Genomic DNA, 26,315 nt, shown 5'->3' on the forward strand with positions numbered 1-26,315 from the left:
TCTCTCATCAGCGGGAGGCGAATTCTACAGCGTTACACGCTGCTGTCAACACCTCTTTTTCAACTCCCTTTCGGCTTCGATGAACTGAAGCAACCTGCTGCCGAAAACTGCGTAACTCTTTGTTTATCAAGGAGTTTTCCGTTTCGACTGCGCCGGAAGTGGGGCGAATTATAGGCCTCCAGAATCTGCCGTCAACCACTATTTACGCCTTTTTGGCAGAAGAGCCCTTTTTAGCCATTAGACGCGGGATTCGACGCGCCAAAGGCGGTAGCCGCAGCACTAACAGTAATGCACCTGTAGATGCATAGATCACCCACTCCTTCAGGTCGGCGCGCACAATCCAGAGCATATGCAGTAATCCAAGCCCGAGAATGACATACGCCAAGCGATGCAACTTCTTCCAGCGGGCACCCAATCGTCGCTGACTGTATCGATTGGAAGTCACCGCCAATGCCAGCAAACCAAGAAAACCCAGCCCCCCTACAATAATGTAAGGCCGCTTGCGCAACTCGACACCCAGCTGCGACCAATCAAACCCAAGTATGAATGCGCAATAACTACTGAGGTGGAGCAGCACATAGGCAAAGCACCACAATCCCAACTGTCGCCGCACGACATTCCACCCTGCCCAACCCGTGAGTTTCTGCAAAGGCGTCAAACTCAAGATGACGAGCAGCAGAACAAGCGCCCCCAAACCCAGCCGGTCGACCAGCACCTTGCCCGGATCCGGCCCGAGAACATCCTCCAGGGCCTGGTACAACCACAGCAGCGGCCACACCAGCACCACGACAAAGACACCGACACGCCAAAACGGATAGCGCATCAGTAGTTCTTCCTCAGGTCGAGCCCCGTATATAGAGAGGCGACTTCCTCTGAATAGCCGTTGAACAATTGCGTGTCGCGCACATTGGGCTTGAACAAGCCACTAGGCAGGCGGCGCTCACGGGCCTGAGTCCAGCGAGGATGATCAACGGTGGGATTCACGTTCGCATAAAAGCCATATTCATCCGCCGCAATGCTCTGCCAGGTGGTTTTCGGCTGCTCGCCGACCAGACTGATGCGCACGATGGACTTGATACTTTTGAACCCGTACTTCCAGGGCACGACCAGACGCAACGGCGCGCCGTTCTGATTTGGCAATACACGCCCGTACATGCCGACCGCAAGAATCGCCAACGGACTCATGGCCTCATCCAGTCGCAGCCCCTCTATATAAGGCCAGTCGATCAAGGCAAAACCGGAGCGCTGGCCCGGCATGCTTTTGGGATCCTGCAGGGTTTCGAAGCGGATGAATCTGGCTTTCGAGGTCGGCTCTACCTCCTTGAGCAAAGCCGAGAGCGGGAAACCGATCCAGGGAATGACCATCGACCAGGCTTCCACGCAGCGCAGTCGGTAGATTCGCTCCTCCAGCTGATACGGTTTCATGAAGTCTTCGAGGGCATACCGCCCGGGCTTGCCCACCTCCCCATCCACCACCACAGACCACGGTTCAGTCTTCAGCGTGCCGGCATTCGCAGCCGGATCACCTTTATCAGTGCCGAACTCGTAGAAGTTGTTGTAGTGGGTCGCGTCCTTGAACGGCGTGATCGCCTCATCCTTGACGACAACTGCCCCCCACTTGACCGAGGAAAGTTTTTCGCTGAACCAGACAGGCGCCTTGCCTGGCTCGACATCCGCATAACGCGCCACATCGTCGGCAGCCGCCCACCGAGGAAGACCGCTCACGGCCAAACCGGTAACAGCAACACTCAATACATTGCGTCGAGAAAGATAGATGGATTCAGGCGTGACATCCGACTCATGGCAGTCGGATGCTTTAGGGACTTTGATCAGCATGGCTACTCCGCAGTATTGGAGAACAGATGCACCAACAGACTGCGGAGTATGAGGGAAATTACATCACTCGACGCTTTTACGCCGACGAAGATGTAGCAGGTATTGAACCGGACCGGACGCGGCATAGGCGAGGAAGACCAGCAGCAGGATGCGCGGCGGATCACTGAAAACAACCGCGAACACCAACACTACTGCGAGAATCGCCACGAAAGGCACTCGCCCCTTCAGGTCCAGTTCCTTGAAGCTGTTGTACTTGATGTTGCTGACCATCAGCATGCCGGCCGCCGCCACCATCAGCGCAACCAGGAAAGACATCTTGGAACCCTGGATGCCGTAGTCGCTGAACGCCCAGACGATACCTGCAACCACACCTGCAGCGGCAGGGCTGGCCAGACCGATGAAGTAGCGCTTGTCCGCGGTGCCGACCTGGGTGTTGAAGCGTGCGAGACGCAATGCCGCGCCCGCCACATAGATGAAGGCGACCATCCAGCCAACCTTGCCCATGTCACCCAAGGCCCAACCGAAAGCCAGCAATGCAGGGGCAACACCAAAGGCAACCATGTCCGACAACGAGTCGTACTCGGCACCGAAGGCACTCTGGGTATTGGTCATGCGAGCCACGCGCCCATCAAGACCATCGAGCACCATGGCGACAAAAATCGCGATGGCCGCGAACGCGAAATACTTGCTCGCATTGGCCGAGTCACCAGCACTCAAGGCCGCCTGGGCACTCATCGAGTTGATGATGGAATAGAACCCTGCGAACAGGTTCGCAGTAGTGAACAGATTCGGCAGAAGATAGATACCACGATGCCGGACTTTACGACCTTCCGCGTCATGCCCTTCTTCGACATGCTCATCGATGGGCAGCAGGCTTTCGGCGTCAGAAGCCTGGTTTGGCTCTTCGGGGCGTTCGCTCATGGACATTACCTTGCAACGGGGTGGAAAGTTTGGACAGGTGTCTGGGACGACGGTTCGGCCGCAAACGATGCAGCTTTATACCAGAACCGGCCCCCCAAACGAAAAAACGCGGCCTAAGCCGCGTTTTTCGTACAAGTGCGTGACTTAGTTCTTGGCTTTGTCGACGATCTTGTTGGCACCGATCCACGGCATCATGGAGCGCAGTTGCTCGCCGATGATTTCGATACCGTGAGCGGCGTTGTTACGACGCTTGGCGGTCATCGAAGGATAGCCGGTAGCGCCTTCGCTGATGAACATCTTGGCGTATTCGCCGTCCTGAATACGTTTCAGGGCGTTGCGCATGGCCTGACGGGATTCGGCGTTGATGACTTCAGGGCCGGTCACGTACTCGCCGTATTCGGCATTGTTGGAGATCGAGTAGTTCATGTTGGCGATACCGCCTTCGTACATGAGGTCAACGATCAGCTTCAGTTCGTGCAGGCACTCGAAGTAGGCCATTTCCGGCGCGTAGCCAGCTTCAACCAGGGTTTCGAAACCGGCCTTGACCAGCTCAACGGTACCACCGCACAGAACGGCTTGTTCGCCGAACAGGTCGGTTTCAGTCTCGTCCTTGAAGGTGGTTTCGATGATGCCGGTACGACCGCCGCCAACGCCGGCAGCGTAGGACAGAGCGACGTTCTTGGCGTTGCCCGAGGCGTCCTGGTAGATAGCGATCAGGTCAGGGATACCGCCGCCCTTCACGAACTCGGAACGCACGGTGTGGCCTGGAGCCTTCGGCGCGATCATGATCACGTCGAGGTCAGCGCGCGGCACAACCTGGTTGTAGTGGATCGCGAAGCCGTGGGAGAAGGCCAGGGTGGCGCCTTTCTTGATGTTCGGCTCGATTTCGTTCTTGTACAGGGAGGACTGGAATTCGTCCGGGGTCAGGATCATGACCAGGTCGGCAGCCGCAACAGCGGAAGCAACGTCGGTCACTTTCAGGCCGTGGGCTTCAGCCTTGGCAACGGTGGCCGAGCCTTTACGCAGACCGACAGTCACGTCAACGCCGGAGTCTTTCAGGTTGCACGCTTGAGCGTGGCCCTGGGAACCGTAACCGATGATGGCAACTTTCTTGCCCTGGATGATCGACAGGTCGCAGTCTTTATCGTAGAAAACTTTCATGAATTTCCCCTATATCAGGCCGTTCAGGCCGTTCGCTAATTTGGTTTAGATGCTGAGTACTTTGTCGCCGCGGGCAATGCCGGTCACGCCGCTACGGACGGTCTCCAGAATCGAGGCGGTGCCAATGGACTGAATGAAGCTGTCGAGCTTGTCGCTGGTACCGGTCAGTTGAACGGTATACACGCTGGCGCTGACATCGACGATCTGTCCACGGTAAATATCGGTAGTGCGCTTGATCTCGGCACGCTGGGCGCCGGTGGCCTTGACCTTGACCAGCATCAGTTCGCGCTCGATGTGAGCACTCTCCGACAGGTCGACCAGTTTTACCACTTCGATCAGCTTGTTCAGGTTCTTGGTGATCTGCTCGATGACTTCATCGTGACCAACCGTGGTGAGCGTCAGACGCGACAGGGTCGGGTCTTCGGTCGGGGCCACGGTCAGGCTTTCGATGTTGTAGTTGCGCTGCGAGAACAGGCCAACCACACGAGACAGAGCACCGGGTTCGTTTTCCAGAAGCAAGGAAATAATGTGCCGCATGATTAGGTACGCTCCGTCTTGCTCAGCCACATATCGCGCATGGAGCCGTCTTTGATCTGCATCGGGTAGACGTGCTCGCTGGTATCGACCGAAATATCGATCACCACCAGGCGATCTTTCATGGCGAACGCTTCTTCCATCTTCGACTTCAAATCTTTCGATTCAGTGATGCGCACGCCAACGTGGCCATAGGCTTCAGCCAGCTTGACGAAGTCAGGCAACGACTCCATGTAGGAGTGCGAGTGACGGCTGCCATAGCTCATGTCCTGCCACTGGCGAACCATACCCAGAACGCCGTTGTTCAGAATGACGATTTTTACCGGCAAACCGTATTGCAGACAGGTGGACAGTTCCTGGATGTTCATCTGGATACTGCCTTCGCCCGTTACACAGGCGACGTCGGCATCCGGGTAGCTCAACTGAATGCCCATGGCCGCCGGGAAACCGAAGCCCATGGTGCCCAGGCCACCGGAGTTGATCCAGCGGTTCGGCTTGTTGAACTTGTAGTACTGCGCAGCAAACATCTGGTGCTGGCCCACGTCGGAGGTCACAAAGGCGTCGCCATTGGTCACTTCGCACAGGGTTTCGATCACGGTCTGCGGCTTGATCTTGCTGCCGTCGCCCTTGTCATACGGGAACAGGCCGCGATCACCGCGCCACTCGTCAACCTGCTTCCACCAGCTGGCAACGGATTCCTTGTTCGGGGTCTCGCCGATTTCCTTGAGGATCGCGACCATTTCGGTCAGGACACTCTCAACCGGACCCACGATAGGCACGTCGGCCTTGATGGTCTTGGAGATCGAAGCCGGGTCGATGTCGATGTGAATGATCTTGGCGTTCGGGCAGAACTTCGACGCGCCGTTGATGACACGGTCGTCGAAACGTGCGCCGACAGCGAGGATCACGTCAGCATGGTGCATCGCCAGGTTGGCGGTGTAGCTGCCGTGCATGCCGAGCATGCCGATGAACTGACGGTCGGTGCCAGGGAAGCCACCGAGGCCCATCAGAGTATTGGTCACTGGCAGGTTGAGCATCTTCGCCAGTTCGGTCAGTGGTGCGGAACCACCGCCGAGGATCACGCCGCCGCCCGAATACAACACAGGACGCTTGGCCGCCAGGAGCATTTCTGCCGCCTTGCGGATTTGACCGGAGTGACCGCGAACAGCCGGGCTGTAGGAGCGCAACTTGGCTTTTTTCGGGAAGACGTATTCGAACTTCTCGGCCGGGTTGGTCATGTCTTTCGGAATATCGACGACGACCGGACCAGGACGACCGGATTGCGCCAGGTAGAACGCCTTCTTCATGACTTCCGGGATTTCCGACGCGTGCTTGATCATGAAGCTGTGCTTCACGATCGGCCGGGAGATACCGATCATGTCGGTTTCCTGGAACGCATCGGTACCCACCATGGTGCTAGGCACCTGGCCGGAAATGATCACCATCGGAATGGAGTCCATGTAGGCGGTGGCGATACCGGTGATGGCGTTTGTTGCGCCAGGACCGGAAGTCACCAGTACCACACCGGCTTTACCGGTGGCACGGGCGTAGCCGTCAGCCATATGGGTAGCCGCTTGCTCGTGACGAACCAGGATGTGGGTCACTTCCGGTTCTTTGAACAGGGCATCGTAGACATGAAGAAGAGCACCACCCGGGTACCCGTAGATATATTTGACGCCTTCGTCACGCAAGAAGCGGACGAGCATCTCACCGCCAGATAAAAGCTCCACGTTGCTCACCTCTAAAACGCCAGAATACCGCCCACGAAAAATGGAACGGGTCTTAATAGGTTTACTTCTCGGCAGAGCATGAGCGACGGTGGTCGCCGACTACGTCAGCACTGACTGAGCAAGTATTGGGATCGTCCCAAGTGTTGCGGGGCTTTCCCACCCAGCGCGAGGTAACGCGTTGCGGGTGTAACAGGTCGACGCGGATATGCGCCTCATGATCTGCTGAGAGGGTCTGCTTCTGGCAGTCCCTGTACAGCGGACTTTGGATTCTTCTGTTTCGTCCTTCGCAAGTCAAGTCGTCTATGTGCTTTATTCTACTAAGCGCATGAGAACGCAAGAAAAAACCCGTAAATCAGCCCTGTGTTAGCTTCGATTGCGCAACTTTTAGCAAAAAATTGGCACGCGAATGCACTTACCTTGCAACGGCCGACAAAATAGACAGATATTGTGAACAACTGCCAGCGGACGCTGGCAGCTTCTGGCTCAGCGGGACGCGGTAATCAGCTGATCGAATTCTTTGAGCAGCACCTGCAACTGCCGATCCCTACCCTGGACATTGCGCCCGGCAAAGACCATTTCAGCCATTTCCTGAATGCCCGAAGCGTTGGGTAGCGGCAAATCCTGCTCGAGGATCATCTTCATGCGTGGCAGGAAGATCCATTGCAGCCACTGCTCGAAATCCAGTGTGTCGACCGAAAACGGCTCGACACTGGAAAGCGCTTCGGCAGAGGGCGAGACCTCATCCCACCATCCTTGCACCCGCAACTCGCGCTCGATCAACAACAGTTGATCGGCGATTTTCAGAAAGCGCGCATCCATCACAGCGTTACCTTGGCCTTCTGACGAGCCAATGCCGCGCCCTGGGAGTCACCCTGCTTTTCGCGCGCCTGGCCAATCAGCTCCCACAAGTTGGCCTGAAGGGCTGGACGGCCATTGGCAAGGGTCAGCCCACGGCGAGCGAACTGTTCGGCCTGGGCGGCATCGCCCTGAGACATGCGCACCTGGGCTAGCCGGTAAAGCACCTGCGGCTCACGCGGTGCAACGCGCTGGGCGCGTTCGAGGCTGGAGGAGGCACCATTAAGATCACCGCTCGCCTGTTGCTGTTGAGCGGTGGTCAGCAAAGCCAATACCGGGCCGTCCAACTGCTCGTCGGCAGAAAGTCCGCCCGAACTGGCCGATGGAATCCCGCTTGGCGACGACGGCATGCTGTAGCTGCCCTGATTGATCGGCGCCGATTGGACCGGCGACGTGTCAATCGGCCCCGGCGTGATCGGACCCGGCGTGATCGGCGTGGTGCTGATCGGCGTCGAAGTCGTTGCCGCGCCTGGCACCATCACCACTACGCCGCTGTCACCCTGCGCAATCGCCTGGGTCTGCGACTGCCCCTGCGCTGGGCGCTTGACGGTCGTCTGGCGGAAACCGCCATTGGCCGAGATCCGCTCACTGTTGGACACGGCGGTGCCGGAGTCCACAACCGGAATCGAGCCACGTTGTACGCTGGAACAACCGCTGAGCAAAGCTACGGCGGCAACCGCTGGAATCAACCACTTGTTCACTTGAAACCCTCTTTGCTTAATTCATCCAGCCTTTGACCCAGTCCATCACCGACTCTGCAGGGTTTTCACCACCGCAAGCGGCACCGGGAGGTGGTTCACTGCCGCGAATATACGGCATCTGCACGGCACCCGGGCAACCAGCATCAGAACCTTGCCCGGTTCGCGAGTCCACCCAGGCCTGAACGATATTATCCGGCTGCGGCATGTCCAGCGGCAACGGGTCGGCCTTGCGCATGAAACTGGTCCAGACCTGCAAGGCCCCTGTGGCGCCGGTGAATGGCGTCTTGCCGTTGTCGTCGCGACCCAGCCAGACCACCGCCAGCAAGTCCTGGCTGAAACCGGCAAACCAACTGTCCCGCGAGTCGTTACTGGTACCGGTCTTGCCCGCCAGGGTCAGGGTCCTTGGCAGCACGTTATAGACCGAGCTGCCGGTACCTTCACGCATCACCCGCTGCATGGCGCTCTGGATCAGGTAAATGGAGGCCGGATCGAAACGTTGCTGGATCTGGAATGGATAACGCTTGAGCGGCTCGCCCTCGGCAGTCAGCACGCTGCGAATCCCGCGCATCGGCGTATTGAAGCCGCCGTTGGCGAGGGTCTGGTACATGGTCGCCACTTCGATTGGCGTCATGCCGCCGGCCCCGAGCAACATCGACGGGAAGGCCGGGAATTCACGGGTCACACCCAGGCGCTCCACCGTTTTCAGGACGTTCGGCACCCCCACCGCCAAACCGAGACGCGCGGTCGACAGGTTGTAGGAATGCGCCAGGCCTTGATAGAGGAACACTGTACCGTGAGAACGACGATCATAGTTCTGCGGCTTCCAGACCTGACCGTCCGCGCCTTTGACCGAAAAGGATTCGTCCGACAGCCAACTGGTCAGTGTGTACTGGCTTGGTTTCTCCAGTGCGGTCAGGTAAACCGCCGGCTTGATCAGCGAGCCGATCGGCCGTACCGCATCCAGCGCCCGGTTGAACCCGGCAAAACTGGCCTGGCGACTGCCGATCATGGCCTGCACCTCCCCCGTCTCCGGGTTGGTCACGACCATTGCCGCTTCCACGTCATCGGAACCCTTGCGCCCAGCCAGGCGCTTGAAGGTGTCGTTGACCGAAGCTTCAGCCTTCATCTGCAGGATCGGATCGAAGCTGGTGAAGATGCGCAGCCCTTCTTCGGTCAAGTCTTCGTCGCGATAGTCTTCGCGCAGCTGACGCTTGACCAGATCGAGGAAGCCGGGGAACGAGCTGTCCGCCAGACTGCCGCGCTTGGTCACGCCCAAAGGCATTTTCTTCGCCGCCTCAACCTGCTCGGCAGTCGCGACGCCCTGCTCTTGCAGCACATCGAGCACCAGGTTGCGCCGCTCGAGGGCACGCTCCGGATAACGACGGGGGTTATAGGAAGAAGGCCCCTTGACCATGCCCACCAGCAGCGCAACCTGATGCAGCTTGAGCTCGGCCAGCGGCTGGCTGAAGAAGAACTGGCTGGCCAGGCCGAAACCATGCACCGCGCGCTGACCGTCCTGCCCGATAAACACTTCGTTGAGGTAAGCCTCGAGAATTTCGGGCTTGTCGTAATGCAGTTCAAGTAGCAGCGCCATCATCGCTTCGGTGAGTTTGCGGCTCAGGCTGCGCTCGTTGGTCAGGTAGAAGTTCTTGACCAACTGTTGCGTCAGGGTACTGCCGCCCTGACGCATGCGCCCGGACGAACCGTTGACCCAGATTGCACGGGCGATCGACTTCGGCGAAACACCAAAGTGATGATAAAAATCACGATCCTCGACCGCCACCAGCGTTTCAAGCAGGTACGGCGGCACCTGATCGATCTTGATCAGAATCCGGTCTTCGAGGTTTTTCGGGTACAGGCCACCGATCAACAGCGGCTCCAGGCGCACCACCGACAGCTTCGAGCCTTTTGCCCCCGCCAACTCGGCCACGTAATCGCCGGAGAAACGCACCCGCACCGGTTGCGCTTGCTCCATGCCTTCATAGAACTGGAAGCCGCGGGTGTTCAGGTCAACGGTATTGCCATTGACCGACGCCGCCCCCGGACCATTGGCCACGCTTTCACGGCGATAACCCAGGGCATCGAGTTCGGTCAGGAAATCATCCCGGCTCAGCTTCTGTCCGACGAACAGTTCGAGCGGGCGCGCGTAAACCTTGGCCGGGATGGTCCAGCGCTTGCCGGAGAACTTCTCCTGGACGATTGCATCAAGGTAAACGGCGAATCCGGCCAGCACCACAAGGGCGACCAGACTGAGTTTAATGGCCCAGCCCAGCCACGGGCGCAGGCCCTTGGAGGGTGGTTTTTTTGGGGTGCGGGGAGTTCGAGTACGAGTCATGGCGGCGGATTATACGCACTTTATTCATCCTCAACAGGAGCGCTCCGAGGTTTGCGTCAGGCGGACTTGCAGCCATAATGACGGCCTTGAATTTCCCAGACTCTGAAGGATCGCCTGTGAGCCAGTCCCTGATCGCTGCCCTGCAAAACCCTGCCCTCTACCCGCATCCTGTAGAGGGATTCCAGGTCATCGAGACCCATATTTCCTGGGTACTGCTCACCGGCCCCTATGCCTATAAAGTGAAGAAGCCGGTCAATTTCGGTTTTCTTGACTTCACCAGCCTTGAGGCTCGCGAACACTTTTGCGCTGAAGAACTGCGCCTGAACCAGCGCCTGACCGACGATCTGTACCTCGAAGTGCTGCCCGTCACCGGCAGCGCCGAAGCTCCGCAACTGGGCGGCGAAGGCCCGGCCATCGAATACGTACTGAAGATGCGCCAGTTCCCGCAAACCGGCTTGCTCAGCACCCTGCAAGCCAATGGCGAACTGACCACCGCGCACATCGACGAGATGGCCGAGCAAATCGCCCGCTTCCACCTCAACGCACCGAAGGTGCCGGCCGGGCACGAAGCCGGCACCCCGGACAGTGTCATGGCGCCGGTGTGGCAGAACTTCGAACAGATCCGCCCGTTCCTCAGCGATAAAGCCGACCTGTTGCAACTCGACGCCCTGCAAGCCTGGGCAGAAAGCAGCTTCGAGCGCCTAAAGCCGCTGCTCGCCCAGCGCAAGGCCGAAGGTTTCATTCGTGAATGCCACGGTGATATCCACCTGGGTAACGCCACCGTGATCGACGGCAAGGTCGTGATCTTCGACTGCATCGAATTCAACGAACCGTTTCGCTTTACCGACGTTTACGCCGACACCGGCTTCCTGGCGATGGACCTGGAAGATCGCGGCTTGAAGTGCCTGGCGCGCCGCTTCATCAGCCAGTACCTGGAGCTGACCGGCGACTATCGCGGCCTCGAACTGCTGAACTTCTATAAAGCCTACCGCGCACTGGTTCGCGCCAAGGTTGCCCTGTTCAGCATGCCGGCCGACGCCACTGCGGTGCAGCGCGCCACCACCCTGCGCCAGTACCGCAACTACGCCAACCTGGCGGAAAGCTATAGCACCATTCCTTCGCGCTTCATGGCCATTACCCACGGTGTTTCCGCTGTCGGCAAGAGCCACGTCGCCATGCGCCTGGTCGAAGCCCTGGGTGCGATCCGCCTGCGTTCCGATGTCGAGCGCAAGCGCCTGTTCGGCGAGCAAACCGTCGAGAACGACGTACAGGCCGGCATCTATAGCGCCGACGCCAGTGCAGCGACCTATGCCCGCCTGCACGAAATCGCCGGCGTCATTCTGCGTGCGGGTTTCCCGGTGGTGGTGGATGCCACTTACCTCAAGCATGATCAGCGTGACAGTGCAGCGAAGGTTGCCGAAGCCACCGGCGCCCCCTTCCTGATCCTCGACTGCAATGCGCCACAGGCCGTGATCGAAAGCTGGCTGGCCATGCGCCAGGCAGACAAGAAAGACCCGTCCGATGCCACCCTGGCCGTTATCGCAGCCCAGCAAACCAGCCGTGAAGCGCTGACGCCTGCGGAAATCCTCTGCAGCAAGCGCGTCCAGACCAATGAAAGCGGGACGCTCGATACCGTTGTGGAACAGATTCGCCAGCGCCTGCCAGGCCTGTAAGAAACTATTTCGGTCGTGAAGTCCGCGCTGGCTTCACGACCTTCAAATGGTGGCACTATACTGGCGTCATAAAACCATCAGGTGATGCGACATGAGCCAGCCTAAACTTCTCGACACATCGCTATATGCCCTGCTGCACAAAGACGACATCAAAGGTTTCAACAGTGAACGCCCCAAGGATGGTCCCATCGACATGGCAGGTGGAGATTTCCGGGGGCTGGACCTGCGCGAGCTGAATGCCGACGGCGTGGATTTCAGCGACGCCTACTTCCGTTCCGCCGACTTGCGCGGCATCGATTTTCGCAAAGCGAACCTGGAAGGCGCGAGCCTGGCTCACGCGCAGATCTCCGGTACGTACTTTCCGGTCGAACTCAGTGCCGACGAAATCCTGATGTCGATGAACTTCGGCACGCGATTGCGTTATCGCACCCGATAATCACCGTCTCGCCGCCTTACACGTCCAGCGCCTGCGCAGCGCTGGACTGCTGGGATATTCGCCCCTAAATCCTTGCTCTCCCCCACTCTTCCTCCCGCGCGCATAGACTTTTCACGCCCTGCCAATACTCGTTTCTTAGAAGCATTTGCGTCGTAATCGAGCAAACAATCACGCTTTTCCTACTGATGGCTACACTCCTCAGAAGATTGCCCACGCTCTCCATTCGGCCATCGCAAGGAGGCTTGATGAATGATGAACTGCAACACCTGAAGAATCTTGGCAAGACGTCAGCGCAATGGCTGCATGCCGTGGGCATCCATAGCGCTTCGGACTTGCGTCGCCTCGGGGCGGTGGATGCTTATCGGGCCGTGCGCACGCGCGGTTTTCGGGCGTCCAAGGTGTTGTTGTACGCAATTGAAGGCGCACTGATGGACGTTCACTGGAATGACATTCCTGCCGAGCGCAAGGAAGCCCTGAACAAACAACTGGAAGCCATCTCTACACGCCACAAGAACTGATCTGATACATGCTTGCGAAGCTTTACAGCCTGAAACCCAATGATTACGAGGCCTGCAGACACAAATCCGGCGAATCGCAAAGAAATCGAAAAACAGCGGTTGACTTGGTAATGAGAATCGATATGATTATCACAACTGGTCGCGAGACTGGTCGATATTCTGAAAAGCCCTTGGTTCGGACTCTCGGATTATCTCCTCATCAGGCTAATCACGGTTATTTGACCCGGCTCTTGCCGGGTCTTTTTTTGCCTGTGGAAAAGTATTGGCAGGATGAAGGCACTTGCACCCGACGGACAGGGCAGCCATTTGATAGCATTCAACCTTCAAGCTCGGACATATCCAGTCACGAGCTGCGGGACCGAGGATAGACATGAAGTTGCTTTGCGCTGGCGCCGGGTTGGTCAATGACAGCAGCCGCGGGTTCGACATCGATGGCCAAAAGTTTTTTGCAGTGCGCCGCAGCGGACAGGTTTACGTCTATATCAATCGCTGCCCGCACCGGGGCGTTGCCCTGGAGTGGCATCCCGACCAGTTTCTCGACCCCAGCAACAGCCTGATCCAGTGCGCCACCCATGGCGCACTGTTCCTGATCGAAGACGGTGAATGCGTCGCCGGCCCTTGCGCGGGGCAAGCCTTGACCAGCGTGGCCTGCCGCGAGGACGAACAAGGTATCTGGATCAGCCTCTAGCACCCGGCAATACGTCCAGGCACCGGTCGACCAGCATTTCTTCGTGGCTCAACCGCACACCGTAGGCCAGCACCTCGACCCCACAGGCAATAGCCTCACGCAAGGCCTGCGCATAAGCCGGATCGATTTCCTGCGCCGGGCGCACAGCCTCGATGTCGGAAAGGCAAACACAGTACAACTGCACCGCGCGAATACCGTCCCTGGCCAAGTGGGCCAGCTCCCGCAGATGCTTGGCGCCACGCTGGGTAACCGCATCGGGAAACGCCGCCACCGCCGTACCGTCGAACCCCAGGGTCACGCTTTTGACTTCGACGTAGGCCGGCCCTTCGGGGTAATCGAGGCGGAAATCGATACGACTGTTTTCCTGACCATAAGCCACTTCGCGCTTGAGCCCGGTAAACCCGTTCAGCTCCGTGATGACGCCCGCTCGCAGCGCCTCTTCAATCAAACCGTTGGCGCGGGCGGTGTTCACGCAAAACAGCCGCCCTTGCGGGGTTTCGCCGATCTCCCAGGTGCCGGGCAACTTGCGTTTCGGATCGTTGGAGCGACTGAACCAGACCTGCCCGCCTTCGACCTGACAATTGAGCATCGAGCCTGTGTTCGGGCAGTGAATGGTCAGCAATTCGCCGCCAACGGTTTCGATATCGGCGAGAAAACGCTTGTAACGTCGGATCAGGCGCCCTTCTTCGAGGGGAGGATGAAAACGCATCAGCCTTGCCAGCTCCGCAATCCACGGGCAATGCGCTCGACCGCTTCCTGCAACCGCTCGAGATTTTGCGTGTAGGCGAACCGCACATGATGCCCGGCCTGATAACGCCCGAAATCCAGCCCCGGGGTGAATGCCACATGTTCGGTTTCCAGAAAATACTTACAAAACGCGAAGGCATCGCCGCCGAACTTGCTGATATCGGCATACAAGTAGAACGCCCCTTCCGGCTCCACGGCAATCCCGAAGCCCAATTCACGCAAGGCCGGCAGCAGGTAGTCCCGACGCCGGCCAAATTCGGCGCGACGCTCTTCGAGAATGCTGATGGTCGCCGGCTCGAAACAGGCCAGAGCAGCGTGCTGCGCCATGCTTGGTGCACTGATGTAGAGGTTCTGGGCAAGCTTTTCCAGCTCACCGACGGCCGCGTCGGGTGCCACCAGCCAGCCGAGCCGCCAACCGGTCATCCCGAAGTACTTCGAAAAGCTGTTCAGAACGAATGCACTGTCGTCGACTTCCAGCACGCTGGCCGCATCGGTGCCATAGGTCAGGCCATGATAAATCTCGTCGACCACCAGATGACCGTGGCGCTCCTTGATCGCGACAGACAGCTTCGCCAGCTCGTCGCGGGTCAGGATCGTGCCGGTCGGATTGGCTGGCGACGCCACCAGTGCGCCGACGCTGTCGTGGTCCCAATGACGCTCGATCAAGCCCGGCGTCAATTGATAACGCACATCCGGGCCGACCGGCACCAGTTGTGCCGCGCCTTCGACCAATCGCAGGAAGTGCCGGTTACACGGATAGCCCGGGTCCGCCAGCAGCCAGTGCTTGCCGGGGTCGACCAGCAAAGCGCTGGCCAGCAGCAGCGCGCCGGAGCCACCCGGCGTGATGAGGATGCGCCGTGGGTCGATGTTCAAGCCATAACGCTGCTGATAAAAGCCCGAAATGGCCTCACGCAGCTCGGGAATGCCACGCGCGGCGGTGTAACGGGTCTTCCCCGCTGTCAGCGCAGCCTGGCCGGCCTGGATGATCGGTTCGGCGGTGGTGAAGTCCGGCTCGCCGATTTCCAGGTGGATCACATCGTGGCCGGCCGCCTGCAATTCATTGGCCCGCGCCAACAGCGCCATGACATGGAAAGGTTCGATCGCGCGACTGCGGGCACTGTAGGGCTGAGCCATTGGCCTTCCTTCAACGGAATAAAAAACCGATTCTACCCAAGCGCAGGAACGAGCGAGAACCTAAAGCGGTCAGAGGCCTTGTAACTCCGATCACGAATGACTCAAGCGCGCGCGCAAGGTTTGGCTAAAATCAATAATTGAGCAGGGTTCCAGAGCCACCAGACAACGGTTTGTCGTCATTCGCAAGCACCATGTGCCGCGAGCTCGACATCCGGGAGTAGCGCGGCCCGAATTGATCTGGTAAGTTCGCCCGCTTGCAGCCGCAGGGCCGGCAGGTGTCGGTGATGGAGCAATCCTGCGCAGATGGATTACAAGAGTAGAGGCGGTCTATTTCATGTCCACCCAAGCAAAGCAGCAAAACCAGACGATCAGCGGCTTCGAGCCCTATGTTCAGAAAACCGGCGAAGAGTACATGGGCGAGCCCATGCGCAAGCACTTCACCAAGGTCCTGAATCAGTGGAAAAAAGAGCTGATGGAAGGTGTCGACAAGACCGTGGACCACATGAAGGACGAAGCGGCCAACTTTCCTGATCCGGCAGACCGTGCCAGCCAGGAAGAGGAATTCGCCCTAGAACTGCGTGCCCGCGACCGTGAACGCAAGTTGATCAAGAAGATCGACAAGACACTCCAGTTGATCGAAGACGAAGAGTACGGCTGGTGCGAATCCTGCGGCATCGAGATTGGCGTCAAGCGCCTCGAAGCGCGCCCTACCGCCGACCTGTGCATCGACTGCAAGACCCTGGCGGAAATCAAGGAAAAGCAAGTCGGCAAATAATTGCGACTTGAACGAAGAACGGAGCGTGCGAACGCTCCGTTTTTGTTTCCAGGATTCACCTCGGTAGCAAGCCCGCTCCCACAGGGGGTTGGCGCCAGTCCAGATAAAGTAACATCACCCCATGACCGCTGACGTTTCCCCCTACATCGGGCGCTTCGCCCCCACGCCCAGTGGCCATCTGCACTTCGGCTCGCTGGTCGCCGCACTGGCCTCCTACCTCGACGCACGCTCGGTGGGCGGACGCTGGCTGATGCGCATGGAAGACCTTGATCCACCTCGCGAGGAACCCGGCGCCCAGGCCGCCATCCTCAAGGCACTGGAAAGCTATGGCTTCGAGTGGGATGGCGACCTGGTTCGCCAAAGCGAGCGGCACGATGCCTACGCCGAGGTGCTCAATCGCCTGTTCAATCAAGGACTGGCCTACGCCTGCACCTGCTCGCGCAAACAGCTGGAGCCGTTTCACGGGATTTATCCGGGGCTGTGCCGCAATGCCGGCCATGGCACTGACGATGCGGCCATCCGCCTGCGCGTACCGGAGCTGGAATACCATTTCATCGACCGGGTGCAGGGCCAATACCGACAGCATCTGGGGCGGGAAGTCGGCGATTTCGTGATCCGCCGCCGCGACGGGCTCTACGCTTATCAATTGGCCGTGGTCCTGGACGATGCCTGGCAAGGCATCACCGATATCGTTCGCGGTGCCGACCTGCTGGACTCCACGCCCCGCCAGCTCTATCTGCAAGAACTGCTCGGCCTGCCTCAACCGCGTTACCTGCACATCCCGCTGATTACCCAGCCGGATGGCAACAAACTCGGCAAGTCCTACCGTTCGCCGCCCTTGACCGAGGATCAGGCAACACCCCTGCTGCTGCGCGCGCTTCGGGCGCTGGGACAGAACCCGGGAACCGAACTGACGTACGCCACCCCACGGGAAGTGCTGAATTGGGGCATTGCCCACTGGGATGCCTCGCTGATCCCGCGCACACTGAGCCTGCCCGAGGCACAGCTGCTGTGATCGTACTTGCAGTGGCGCGCCCATCCGTTACCATCGCCGCACGTTTACGGGCACACGCATAAGAAAGAGAGGCCGGGATGTACATCTATCGCTTGGTCCTGCTTTTGGTAGTGGGGATTTACCTGTTTTCCCCGGCCATCATGGATTGGTGGATCGACGCCACTGGCGCCTGGTATCGCCCTTATCTGCTCTGGCTGATCCTGATCGTCGTGACCTTCATCCTGCAGAGCCAAAAAGATGCCGATGAGCTTTAGCCTGACCCAGATGATCCTGATCAGCGCCGCGTACCTGGCGGTGCTGTTCGGTGTGGCCTGGATCAGCGAACGGGGCATGATTCCCCGGGCGATCATTCGCCACCCGCTGACTTACACCCTGTCGCTGGGCGTCTACGCCAGCGCCTGGGCGTTTTACGGCACCGTGGGCCTGGCCTATCAGTACGGCTACGGCTTTTTGTCCAGCTACCTGGGCGTTTCCGGGGCATTCCTGCTGGCGCCGGTGTTGCTCTACCCGATCCTGAAGATCACCCGCACCTATCAGCTGTCGTCGCTGGCAGACCTGTTTGCCTTCCGCTTCCGCAGTACCTGGGCCGGTGCGCTGACCACGATTTTCATGCTGGTCGGCGTATTGCCGCTACTGGCCTTGCAGATTCAGGCGGTCGCCGACTCCATCAGTATCCTCACCCGAGAGCCGGTACAGCATCGCGTGGCCCTGAGTTTCTGCGCACTGATTACGCTGTTCACGATTTTCTTCGGCTCCCGCCACATTGCCACCCGCGAAAAGCATGAAGGCCTGGTGTTCGCGATTGCCTTCGAGTCGGTGATCAAGCTGATCGCCCTCGGCGGTGTCGGGCTGTATGCGCTTTACGGCGTGTTCGACGGCCCACAACAGCTTGAACTGTGGCTGCTGCAAAACCAGACCGCGCTCGCTGCCCTGCACACCCCTTTGCAGGAAGGCCCGTGGCGTACGCTGTTGCTGGTGTTCTTCGCCTCGGCGATCGTGATGCCGCACATGTATCACATGACCTTTACCGAGAACCTCAACCCGCGTTCGCTGGTCAGTGCGAGCTGGGGCCTGCCGCTGTTCCTGTTGCTGATGAGCCTGGCGGTACCGCTGATTCTCTGGGCCGGCCTGAAGCTCGGCGCCACCACCAACCCGGAATACTTCACCCTGGGCATCGGCATAGCCGCCAACAGCAAGGCCTTGGCGTTGCTGGCCTATGTCGGCGGACTGTCCGCCGCCAGTGGCCTGATCATCGTCACCACGCTGGCGCTGTCCGGGATGGCCTTGAACCACCTGGTGCTGCCGCTGTATCAACCACCGGCCGAAGGCAACATTTACCGCTGGCTGAAGTGGACCCGCCGGGCGCTGATTGTCGCGATCATCATGGCCGGCTACGGCTTCTACCTGATGCTCGGTGCCGAACAGGACCTGGCCAACCTCGGCATTGTCGCTTTCGTCGCCACGTTGCAGTTCCTGCCGGGCGTGCTCTCGGTCCTGTATTGGCCGACCGCCAACCGTCGCGGCTTCATCGCCGGCTTGCTGGCGGGGATCCTGGTGTGGCTGGTGACCATGCTGTTGCCGCTGGTCGGCAACCTGCAAGGCTTCTACATTCCTCTGCTGAACATGATCTACGTGCTGGACGACACCAGCTGGCACATGGCGGCGATTGCCTCGCTGGCGGCCAACGTGCTGATGTTCACCCTGATCTCGTTGTTCACCAATGCCAGCACCGAAGAGGCAAGCGCTGCCGAAGCCTGCGCCGTGGATAACGTTCGCCGCCCGCAACGCCGGGAACTGCACGCCGCCTCGCCCCAGGAATTCGCTACGCAACTGGCCAAGCCACTGGGTGCAAAGGCGGCGCAGAAAGAGGTGGAACAGGCACTGCGCGACCTCTATCTGCCTTTCGACGAACGCCGCCCCTATGCCCTGCGCCGCCTGCGTGACCGCATCGAGGCCAACCTCTCCGGCCTGATGGGCCCGAGCGTGGCCCAGGACATGGTCGAGACGTTCCTGCCATACAAGGCCGGCGGCGAAAACTACGTCACCGAAGACATTCACTTCATCGAAAGCCGCCTCGAGGATTACCACTCGCGCCTGACCGGCCTGGCCGCCGAACTCGATGCCCTGCGCCGCTACCACCGCCAGACCCTGCAGGAATTGCCGATGGGCGTTTGCTCGCTGGCCAAGGATCAGGAGATCCTCATGTGGAACAAGGCCATGGAGGAACTGACCGGCATCGCCGCGCAGCGCGTGGTCGGTTCGCGCCTGAGTACCATTGCCGACCCATGGAAAGACCTGCTGCAAGGTTTCATCAATCTGCCGGACGAGCACTTGCACAAACAACACCTGGCACTCGACGGCCAGACACGCTGGCTGAACCTGCACAAAGCGGCGATCGACGAACCCCTCGCGCCGGGCAACAGTGGCCTGGTATTACTGGTGGAAGACCTGACCGAAACCCAGATGCTCGAAGACAAACTGGTGCACTCCGAGCGCCTGGCCAGCATCGGTCGACTGGCGGCCGGCGTGGCCCATGAAATCGGCAACCCGATTACCGGTATCGCGTGCCTGGCGCAGAACCTGCGCGAAGAACGTGAAGAAGACGGCGAGCTGAAGGAAATCAGCGGCCAGATCCTCGAGCAGACCAAACGCGTGTCGCGCATCGTCCAGTCGCTGATGAGCTTTGCCCATGCCGGCAGCCATCAACACAGCGACGAGCCCGTCTGTCTGGCCGAAGTGGCTCAGGATGCCATCGGCCTGCTGGCCCTGAACCGACGCAATTTCGAAGTGCAGTTCTACAACCTGTGCGACCCCGATCACTGGGTCGAAGGCGACCCGCAACGGTTGGCCCAGGTACTGATCAACCTACTGTCAAACGCCCGTGACGCCTCGCCTCCCGGCAGCGCGGTACGGGTCAAGAGCGAAGCCGGCGAACACACGGTCGACCTGATCGTGGAAGACGAAGGCAGCGGTATTCCGTCGAGCATCATGGACCGATTGTTCGAACCTTTCTTCACCACCAAGGACCCTGGCGAAGGCACCGGTCTGGGCCTTGCACTGGTCTATTCCATCGTTGAAGAGCATTATGGACAAATCACCATCGACAGCCCGGCTGATGTTCAGAGCCAACGCGGTACCCGAATCAGGGTTACCTTGCCGCGTCATGTCGAAGCGACGTCCGCTGTGAACTGAGACCGTCGAGAGTATCGAATCAATGCCGCACATTTTGATCGTCGAAGACGAAACCATCATCCGCTCCGCCTTGCGCCGCCTGCTGGAACGTAACCAGTACCAGGTCAGCGAAGCCGGATCAGTGCAGGAAGCACAAGAACGCTTCACCATTCCCTCGTTCGACCTGATCATCAGTGACCTGCGCCTGCCGGGCGCGCCTGGCACGGAGTTGATCAAGCTCGCCCAGGGCACGCCGGTGCTGATCATGACCAGCTATGCCAGCCTGCGCTCGGCGGTCGACTCGATGAAAATGGGCGCGGTGGACTACATTGCCAAGCCATTCGACCATGACGAAATGCTACAAGCGGCCGCACGAATCCTGCGTGACCGACAAACGGTACAAGCCGGTGGTGAAGCCGTTGCCGGCAAAGTCACCAACGGTGCGGCGAAATCCGGTACCGACAACAGCAACGGTGAAATCGGCATTATCGGCTCGTGCCCACCGATGCAGGACCTGTACGGCAAGATCCGCAAAGTGGCACCGACCGACTCCAACGTTCTGATCCAGGGCGAATCGGGTACCGGTAAAGAACTGGTGGCTCGCGCCCTGCACAATCTGTCCAAACGCGCCAAGGCGCCGATGATTTCGGTGAACTGCGCGGCCATTCCGGAAAGCCTGATCGAGTCCGAACTGTTCGGCCACGAAAAAGGCGCATTCACCGGCGCCAGCGCCGGGCGCGCCGGCCTGGTGGAAGCGGCGGACGGCGGCACCTTGTTCCTCGACGAAATCGGCGAACTGCCACTGGAAGCCCAGGCTCGCCTGTTGCGTGTGTTGCAAGAAGGCGAAATTCGTCGCGTGGGTTCGGTGCAGTCGCAAAAAGTCGATGTGCGCCTGATCGCGGCGACTCACCGCGACCTCAAGAGCCTGGCGAAAATCGGCCAGTTCCGTGAAGACTTGTATTACCGCCTCCACGTTATCGCGCTGAAGCTGCCAGCCCTGCGCGAACGCGGTGCGGACGTCAACGAAATCGCCAATGCGTTTCTGGCGCGGCAAAGTGCGCGCGTCAACCGCACCGACCTCAAATTCGCCGCGGATGCCGAGCAAGCCATTCGTCACTACGCCTGGCCGGGCAACGTTCGCGAACTGGAAAACGCCGTCGAGCGCGCCGTCATCCTGTGCGAAAGCCCGGAAATTTCCGCCGAGCTGTTGGGCATCGACATCGAACTGGGCGACCTGGAAGACGACGAGTTCATTGGCCTGGCACCCCAACAGGGCAACGGCAACACCAGTAACAGCAACCACGAACCGACCGAAGACCTCTCCCTGGAAGACTACTTCCAGCATTTCGTCCTCGAACATCAGGACCACATGACCGAAACCGAGCTGGCCCGCAAGCTCGGGGTCAGCCGCAAATGCCTATGGGAGCGCCGTCAGCGCCTGGGCATCCCGCGCCGCAAGACCGGGGTGGCCAGCGAAAGCTGAATCGCACCTGTCGTATGTGCGGGTAACACGTGACTTTGTGAAAAAACTGTTACCTCAGCTTTTTCACGTAACAGAAGCCGGGGCTTACGGTAACGAAGCCCCGGCTTTTTTTGGCCCTCGAAATGCCTGCCAACCGGCCTAACCCCTTGTTTTATTGGGTTTCGAAAAAGTTGGCACGCACCCTGCTATATGTTTGGTACAAGAACAATAACAAGCAATGCACAAGACAATAAAAATAAGACGAATCGACTCACGCACAATAAAAACAAGACGGCGAGAGGCGCAGCTAACTGATTCTTTTGGAGAGGCGTTGTATTTGGGGCTTGCCCCACGACCAGGCCGAGAACAACAAAAACTGTCCTAAGACAGAGCCTGTACTGGTTGGATCGAAAGATCACTGCAATTCAGCGACCAAAGCAATCCGTTTGCTCTTGGCTCCCGATTGGGAGGGTCATGAAGGAAAGCTTCATGGCGAGGGCACTCAACAAAAACAAGAAGCCCGAAACCAAAAATAAAAATAGAGCATGCAACTACTTCTTGGGGAGCTTCGGCTCCCCTTGTGGTTTGCGCGATTCGCAAATCCCCGTAAATCGGCTCGTTCCGGCCTTTAAGCCTGCGGCCTACAGCTCATATCTGCTGTGTCCTACACCATCCCCCGACTAAATGCTAGAATCCCCGCCCATCATGCGGTCATTCTTCTGTTATGGCCGAATATTCCTTCAAACAGTGCATCCCATGCTGAAGAAGCTGTTCCAGTCATTCCGTTCTCCCAAGCGTCCTACGCAACACATTCGCAGCACGCCTGAAGTGCTCAACAGCGGCCAACACTCGCTGCAGAAGGCGCAATTCAGCCGCTACGCGGTGAATATCGTTGAACGCCTGCAGAACGCCGGTTATCAGGCTTACCTGGTTGGCGGTTGCGTGCGCGACATGCTGCTGGGTATCACACCGAAAGATTTCGACGTTGCCACCAGCGCCACACCGGAACAGGTACGGGCCGAATTCCGTAACGCGCGAATCATCGGGCGCCGGTTCAAGCTGGTGCACATCCACTTCGGCCGCGAAATCATCGAAGTCGCGACCTTCCGCGCCAATCACCCGCAAAACGAAGACGAGGAAGACAGCAACCAGTCTTCGCGCAACGAGAGCGGGCGCATTTTGCGCGATAACGTCTACGGCACCCTGGAAGAAGACGCGCAACGTCGCGACTTCACCATCAATGCCCTGTATTACGATCCGGTCAGCGAACGCATCCTCGACTACGCCAACGGCGTACACGACATCCGCAATCACCTGATCCGCCTGATCGGCGATCCGACGCAACGCTACCAGGAAGACCCGGTACGGATGCTGCGGGCCGTGCGTTTCGCCGCCAAGCTGAACTTCGGCATCGAAAAACACAGCGCCCTGCCGATCCGCGGCCTGGCGCCGATGCTGCGCGAGATCCCGTCGGCCCGCCTGTTCGAAGAGGTGCTCAAGCTGTTCCTCTCCGGCCATGCCGCCGATACGTTTGAAATGCTGGTCGACCTGCAATTGTTCGATCCACTGTTTCCGGCCAGCGCCGAAGCACTGGAATACAACCCGACGTACACCCACACCCTGATCAGCGAAGCCCTGATCAACACCGACCTGCGGATCAAGCAGAACAAACCGGTAACCCCGGCGTTCCTCTTTGCAGCCCTGCTCTGGCCTGCCCTGCCGGCCCGTGTCCTGCGCCTGCAGGAGCGTGGCATGCCGCCGATTCCGGCGATGCAGGAAGCGGCGCACGAGCTGATTGCCGAACAGTGCCAGCGCATCGCGATTCCGAAACGCTTCACCATGCCGATCCGCGAAATCTGGGACATGCAGGAACGCCTGCCCCGCCGCAGCGGCAAGCGTGCCGATCTGCTGCTGGACAATCCGCGTTTCCGCGCCGGCTACGACTTCCTGCTGCTACGCGAAAGCGCCGGCGAGCAGACCGATGGCCTGGGCGAATGGTGGACTGACTATCAGGACGCCAACGAAAGCGAGCGTCGCGACATGATTCGCGACCTCAGCGGCAAGGATGAAGGCACCGGCGCCCCGCGCAAGCGTCGCCGCAGCGGTGGTTCCAAGCGCAAACGCGCTGCCGGCGCTTCGAGCACCACGGGCGAGTAATCCATGGAACGCATCTACATCGGCATGGGCAGCAATCTGGCTGACCCCGCCGAACAATTGCGCAGCGCCGTCGAGGCGCTGGCGCACTTGCCGCAAACGGAACTGGTCGGGATATCCGCGTTTTATCAAAGCGACTCGCTGCTGCCCGGACAACCGCGCTACACCAACGCGGTCGCTGCTCTCGACAGTACGCTGGCGCCGCTGGACCTTCTGGATGCCTTGCAGACCATCGAAAACGGCCAGGGTCGCGAGCGCCTTGTGCGCTGGGGGCCGCGCACGCTTGACCTCGACATCGTGCTGTTCGGTGATCGCCTGATCGACGAACCACGCCTCAAGGTTCCCCATTACCACATGCAGGAACGGGCCTTCGTGCTGTATCCACTGGCGGAACTGGCCCCTGCGGATCTGCGCCTGGCCGATGGCCGCGAGCTAAGTGAATTACTCGCAGCCTGCCCGTTCGTCGGGTTGGAACGCCTGCTCCCGGCGTGACACCACTCCCACATTGGTTTTGCGTCGATCACAATATCTGCTGCTGAATCGCATCAGTTACCCCGGTAACACCCCACCCGTAACAATGCGGTAACACACGCAATTGACTTCCCTCGTTCTCCTCACGACTATAGGCGTCCCGCTGCCGCCTACACGGCGTTCAAGGGCGCAATCCAGGCCTTAAAAGCACGACGAAAGAGCGTGCGCCTGTATTCAACGAAGAATCACGCGCGTTACTCGCAGTAGTTTCCACAGCGCCTGAATGAGGAACTTTTCATGCCAGCCATCACCCTGACCACCCTGCAAGGTCTGAAGCAAAAAGGTGAAAAAATCACCATGCTGACCTGCTACGACGCAACCTTCGCCCACGCCTGCAACCAGGCCGGCGTCGAAGTGCTGCTGGTGGGCGACTCCCTCGGCATGGTTTTGCAGGGCCACGACAGCACCTTGCCTGTCACTACCTCCGAAATGGCTTATCACGTGGCCGCCGTCAAACGCGGTAACAGCGATGCCCTGATCCTCGCCGACCTGCCTTTCATGGCCTACGCCACCACCGAGCAAGCCATGACCAACAGCGCTCTGTTGATGCAGGCCGGCGCGCACATGGTCAAGGTCGAAGGAGCGTTGTGGCTGGCCGATTCGATCCGCCTGCTGGCCGAGCGCGGCATCCCTGTCTGTGCGCACATGGGCCTGACGCCGCAATCGGTGAACATCCTTGGCGGCTACAAGGTCCAGGGTCGCAATGAAAACCAGGCGCGGCAAATGCGTGCCGACGCGATCGCCCTGGAACAGGCTGGCGCGGCAATGCTGCTGCTCGAGTGCGTCCCGAGCGAACTGGCGGAAGAAATCACCCAGGCGGTGAAGATTCCGGTGATTGGTATTGGCGCTGGCAATCGCACCGATGGCCAGGTGCTGGTTCTGCACGACATGCTGGGCCTGTCCATTACCGGCCGCATGCCGAAATTCGTGAAAAACTTCATGACTGGCCAGACCAGCATTGAAGCTGCATTGATTGCCTACGTGACTGAAGTCAAAGCGGCAACATTCCCTGGAATCGAACACGGATTCTCTGCATGAACACCGTAAAAACCGTACGCGAACTGCGGGCCGCCGTGGCCCGTGCCCGTGGCGAAGGCAAGCGCATCGCCTTTGTGCCAACCATGGGCAACCTGCACAGCGGCCACGTGGCGCTGGTGACCAAAGCCTCCCAACGGGCGGACTTCGTGGTTGCGAGCGTTTTCGTCAACCCGCTGCAATTCGGTGCTGGCGAAGACCTCGACAAGTACCCGCGCACCCTCGCCGCCGACCAGGAAAAACTGCTCCAGGCCGGTTGCCATCTGCTGTTTGCCCCCACCGTTGAAGAGATGTACCCCGACGGCATGGCCGGCCAGACCCGCGTCAGCGTCCCGCAATTGTCCGAAGGCCTGTGCGGTGCCAGCCGTCCGGGGCATTTCGAAGGCGTGGCGACGGTGGTCAGCAAGCTGTTCAACATGGTCCAGCCGGACCTGGCGATTTTCGGCGAGAAAGACTTCCAGCAACTGGCGGTGATTCGCGCGCTGGTTCATGACCTGAACATGCCGATCCAGATCATCGGCGAGCCCACTGTGCGCGCTACCGATGGCCTGGCGCTGTCGTCGCGCAATGGTTTCCTCAGCGAAGAGCAACGCGCTGTGGCACCAGTGGTTTATCGCACGCTGAATGCGATCGGCGAAGCGATCAGGCAGGGCGAACGCGACTACCCGGCGCTGATCGGCACCCAGATCAAACAGCTCGAAGCCGCCGGCCTGCGTCCCGACTATCTGGAAATCCGCCATGCCCTGACCTTGCGCCCTGCGACGGCGCAGGATCGTGACCTGGTGATTCTGGTGGCGGCGTTCCTCGGTACGACGCGGTTGATCGACAACCTGCACCTGAATCTCGACGCGCCAATCTAAACACTGCAATACCCTGTGGGAGCGGGCTTGCTCGCGAATACGG

General features: G+C 59.4%; 24 protein-coding genes. 13 read left to right on the forward strand and 11 right to left on the reverse strand.

Going from position 1 to position 26,315, the window contains the following annotated elements; genetic code table 11:
- Positions 1-202: 202 nt before the first annotated feature.
- From msrQ to mrcB, 9 genes are all read right to left on the reverse strand, one after another.
- Positions 203-823 carry a protein-methionine-sulfoxide reductase heme-binding subunit MsrQ gene (gene msrQ, locus ASD95_RS26640; protein ID WP_056728604.1) on the reverse strand — a complete coding sequence of 207 codons (621 nt, stop codon included), beginning with the start codon at positions 821-823 and terminating at the stop codon, positions 203-205.
- Positions 823-1,836: a protein-methionine-sulfoxide reductase catalytic subunit MsrP gene (gene msrP, locus ASD95_RS26645; protein ID WP_056728607.1), complete on the reverse strand. Its 1,014-nt coding sequence runs from the start codon at positions 1,834-1,836 to the stop codon at positions 823-825. The genes msrQ and msrP overlap by 1 nt, the downstream gene beginning before the upstream one ends.
- 63 nt (positions 1,837-1,899) lie before the next feature.
- Positions 1,900-2,757, reverse strand: coding sequence for a CDP-diacylglycerol--serine O-phosphatidyltransferase (gene pssA, locus ASD95_RS26650; RefSeq protein ID WP_056728609.1), 858 nt, complete (start codon positions 2,755-2,757; stop codon positions 1,900-1,902).
- 144 nt (positions 2,758-2,901) lie between these two features.
- Complete coding sequence (gene ilvC, locus ASD95_RS26655) at positions 2,902-3,918, reverse strand: ketol-acid reductoisomerase (RefSeq protein ID WP_003228216.1); 1,017 nt, start codon at positions 3,916-3,918, stop codon at positions 2,902-2,904.
- Between the two features lie 45 nt (positions 3,919-3,963).
- Entirely contained in the window at positions 3,964-4,455 is a 492-nt protein-coding gene (gene ilvN / locus ASD95_RS26660; RefSeq protein WP_003176102.1) for an acetolactate synthase small subunit, read from the reverse strand.
- A 2-nt stretch (positions 4,456-4,457) separates the two neighbouring features.
- Positions 4,458-6,182, reverse strand: a complete 1,725-nt coding sequence (locus ASD95_RS26665) for an acetolactate synthase 3 large subunit (protein WP_008053903.1) — start codon at positions 6,180-6,182, stop codon at positions 4,458-4,460.
- Positions 6,183-6,665: 483 nt separating this feature from the next.
- The gene (locus tag ASD95_RS26670; protein WP_056728612.1) at positions 6,666-7,001 is read right to left on the reverse strand and encodes a YqcC family protein; all 336 of its coding nucleotides are present in this window, start codon (positions 6,999-7,001) and stop codon (positions 6,666-6,668) included.
- A complete protein-coding gene (locus tag ASD95_RS26675; protein ID WP_056728613.1) occupies positions 7,001-7,738 on the reverse strand; it encodes a hypothetical protein in 738 nt (245 codons plus the stop codon). Before ASD95_RS26675 ends, ASD95_RS26670 begins: the two co-directional genes overlap by 1 nt.
- A gap of 16 nt (positions 7,739-7,754) precedes the next feature.
- Positions 7,755-10,073, reverse strand: coding sequence for a penicillin-binding protein 1B (gene mrcB / locus ASD95_RS26680; RefSeq protein ID WP_056728615.1), 2,319 nt, complete (start codon positions 10,071-10,073; stop codon positions 7,755-7,757).
- A gap of 116 nt (positions 10,074-10,189) precedes the next feature.
- Between mrcB and ASD95_RS26685 the strand changes: the two genes are divergently transcribed.
- The 4 genes from ASD95_RS26685 (at position 10,190) to ASD95_RS26700 (ending at position 13,388) form a co-directional block, all read left to right on the forward strand.
- Entirely contained in the window at positions 10,190-11,746 is a 1,557-nt protein-coding gene (locus ASD95_RS26685; RefSeq protein WP_056728616.1) for a bifunctional aminoglycoside phosphotransferase/ATP-binding protein, read from the forward strand.
- 91 nt (positions 11,747-11,837) lie between these two features.
- A complete protein-coding gene (locus ASD95_RS26690) occupies positions 11,838-12,182 on the forward strand; it encodes a pentapeptide repeat-containing protein (protein WP_056728618.1) in 345 nt (114 codons plus the stop codon).
- A 245-nt stretch (positions 12,183-12,427) separates the two neighbouring features.
- Positions 12,428-12,700 carry a TfoX/Sxy family protein gene (locus ASD95_RS26695; protein ID WP_008053897.1) on the forward strand — a complete coding sequence of 91 codons (273 nt, stop codon included), beginning with the start codon at positions 12,428-12,430 and terminating at the stop codon, positions 12,698-12,700.
- A 370-nt stretch (positions 12,701-13,070) separates the two neighbouring features.
- A complete protein-coding gene (locus ASD95_RS26700) occupies positions 13,071-13,388 on the forward strand; it encodes a Rieske (2Fe-2S) protein (RefSeq protein ID WP_056728620.1) in 318 nt (105 codons plus the stop codon).
- Here ASD95_RS26700 and sfsA read toward each other — a convergent pair.
- A complete protein-coding gene (gene sfsA, locus ASD95_RS26705) occupies positions 13,378-14,097 on the reverse strand; it encodes a DNA/RNA nuclease SfsA (protein ID WP_056728622.1) in 720 nt (239 codons plus the stop codon). The genes ASD95_RS26700 and sfsA overlap by 11 nt on opposite strands.
- Entirely contained in the window at positions 14,097-15,269 is a 1,173-nt protein-coding gene (locus ASD95_RS26710) for a pyridoxal phosphate-dependent aminotransferase (protein WP_056728623.1), read from the reverse strand. Before ASD95_RS26710 ends, sfsA begins: the two co-directional genes overlap by 1 nt.
- Positions 15,270-15,603: 334 nt before the next feature.
- Between ASD95_RS26710 and dksA the strand changes: the two genes are divergently transcribed.
- The 9 genes from dksA to panC all read left to right on the forward strand — a co-directional run bounded on the left by dksA (position 15,604) and on the right by panC (position 26,272).
- Positions 15,604-16,044: an RNA polymerase-binding protein DksA gene (gene dksA / locus ASD95_RS26715; protein WP_008053890.1), complete on the forward strand. Its 441-nt coding sequence runs from the start codon at positions 15,604-15,606 to the stop codon at positions 16,042-16,044.
- Between the two features lie 121 nt (positions 16,045-16,165).
- The gene (gluQRS, locus tag ASD95_RS26720) at positions 16,166-17,059 is read left to right on the forward strand and encodes a tRNA glutamyl-Q(34) synthetase GluQRS (RefSeq protein ID WP_056728625.1); all 894 of its coding nucleotides are present in this window, start codon (positions 16,166-16,168) and stop codon (positions 17,057-17,059) included.
- Positions 17,060-17,136: 77 nt separating this feature from the next.
- Entirely contained in the window at positions 17,137-17,313 is a 177-nt protein-coding gene (locus ASD95_RS29315; RefSeq protein WP_003176118.1) for a hypothetical protein, read from the forward strand.
- Complete coding sequence (locus ASD95_RS26730; RefSeq protein ID WP_162252433.1) at positions 17,297-20,251, forward strand: sensor histidine kinase; 2,955 nt, start codon at positions 17,297-17,299, stop codon at positions 20,249-20,251. The genes ASD95_RS29315 and ASD95_RS26730 overlap by 17 nt, the downstream gene beginning before the upstream one ends.
- A 22-nt stretch (positions 20,252-20,273) precedes the next feature.
- Complete coding sequence (locus tag ASD95_RS26735) at positions 20,274-21,713, forward strand: sigma-54-dependent transcriptional regulator (RefSeq protein ID WP_056728629.1); 1,440 nt, start codon at positions 20,274-20,276, stop codon at positions 21,711-21,713.
- Positions 21,714-22,448: 735 nt separating this feature from the next.
- On the forward strand, positions 22,449-23,849 hold the full coding sequence (locus ASD95_RS26740; protein WP_056728631.1) for a polynucleotide adenylyltransferase PcnB: 1,401 nt from the start codon (positions 22,449-22,451) through the stop codon (positions 23,847-23,849).
- 3 nt (positions 23,850-23,852) lie between these two features.
- Positions 23,853-24,338, forward strand: coding sequence for a 2-amino-4-hydroxy-6-hydroxymethyldihydropteridine diphosphokinase (gene folK, locus ASD95_RS26745; protein WP_056728633.1), 486 nt, complete (start codon positions 23,853-23,855; stop codon positions 24,336-24,338).
- A 276-nt stretch (positions 24,339-24,614) separates the two neighbouring features.
- On the forward strand, positions 24,615-25,415 hold the full coding sequence (gene panB, locus ASD95_RS26750; RefSeq protein WP_056728635.1) for a 3-methyl-2-oxobutanoate hydroxymethyltransferase: 801 nt from the start codon (positions 24,615-24,617) through the stop codon (positions 25,413-25,415).
- Complete coding sequence (gene panC / locus ASD95_RS26755) at positions 25,412-26,272, forward strand: pantoate--beta-alanine ligase (protein WP_056728637.1); 861 nt, start codon at positions 25,412-25,414, stop codon at positions 26,270-26,272. The genes panB and panC overlap by 4 nt, the downstream gene beginning before the upstream one ends.
- The last annotated feature ends 43 nt before the right edge of the window (positions 26,273-26,315 follow it).

The sequence above is a fragment of the Pseudomonas sp. Root71 genome, assembly GCF_001429045.1.
In the GTDB taxonomy this organism is placed as follows: domain Bacteria; phylum Pseudomonadota; class Gammaproteobacteria; order Pseudomonadales; family Pseudomonadaceae; genus Aquipseudomonas; species Aquipseudomonas monachiensis.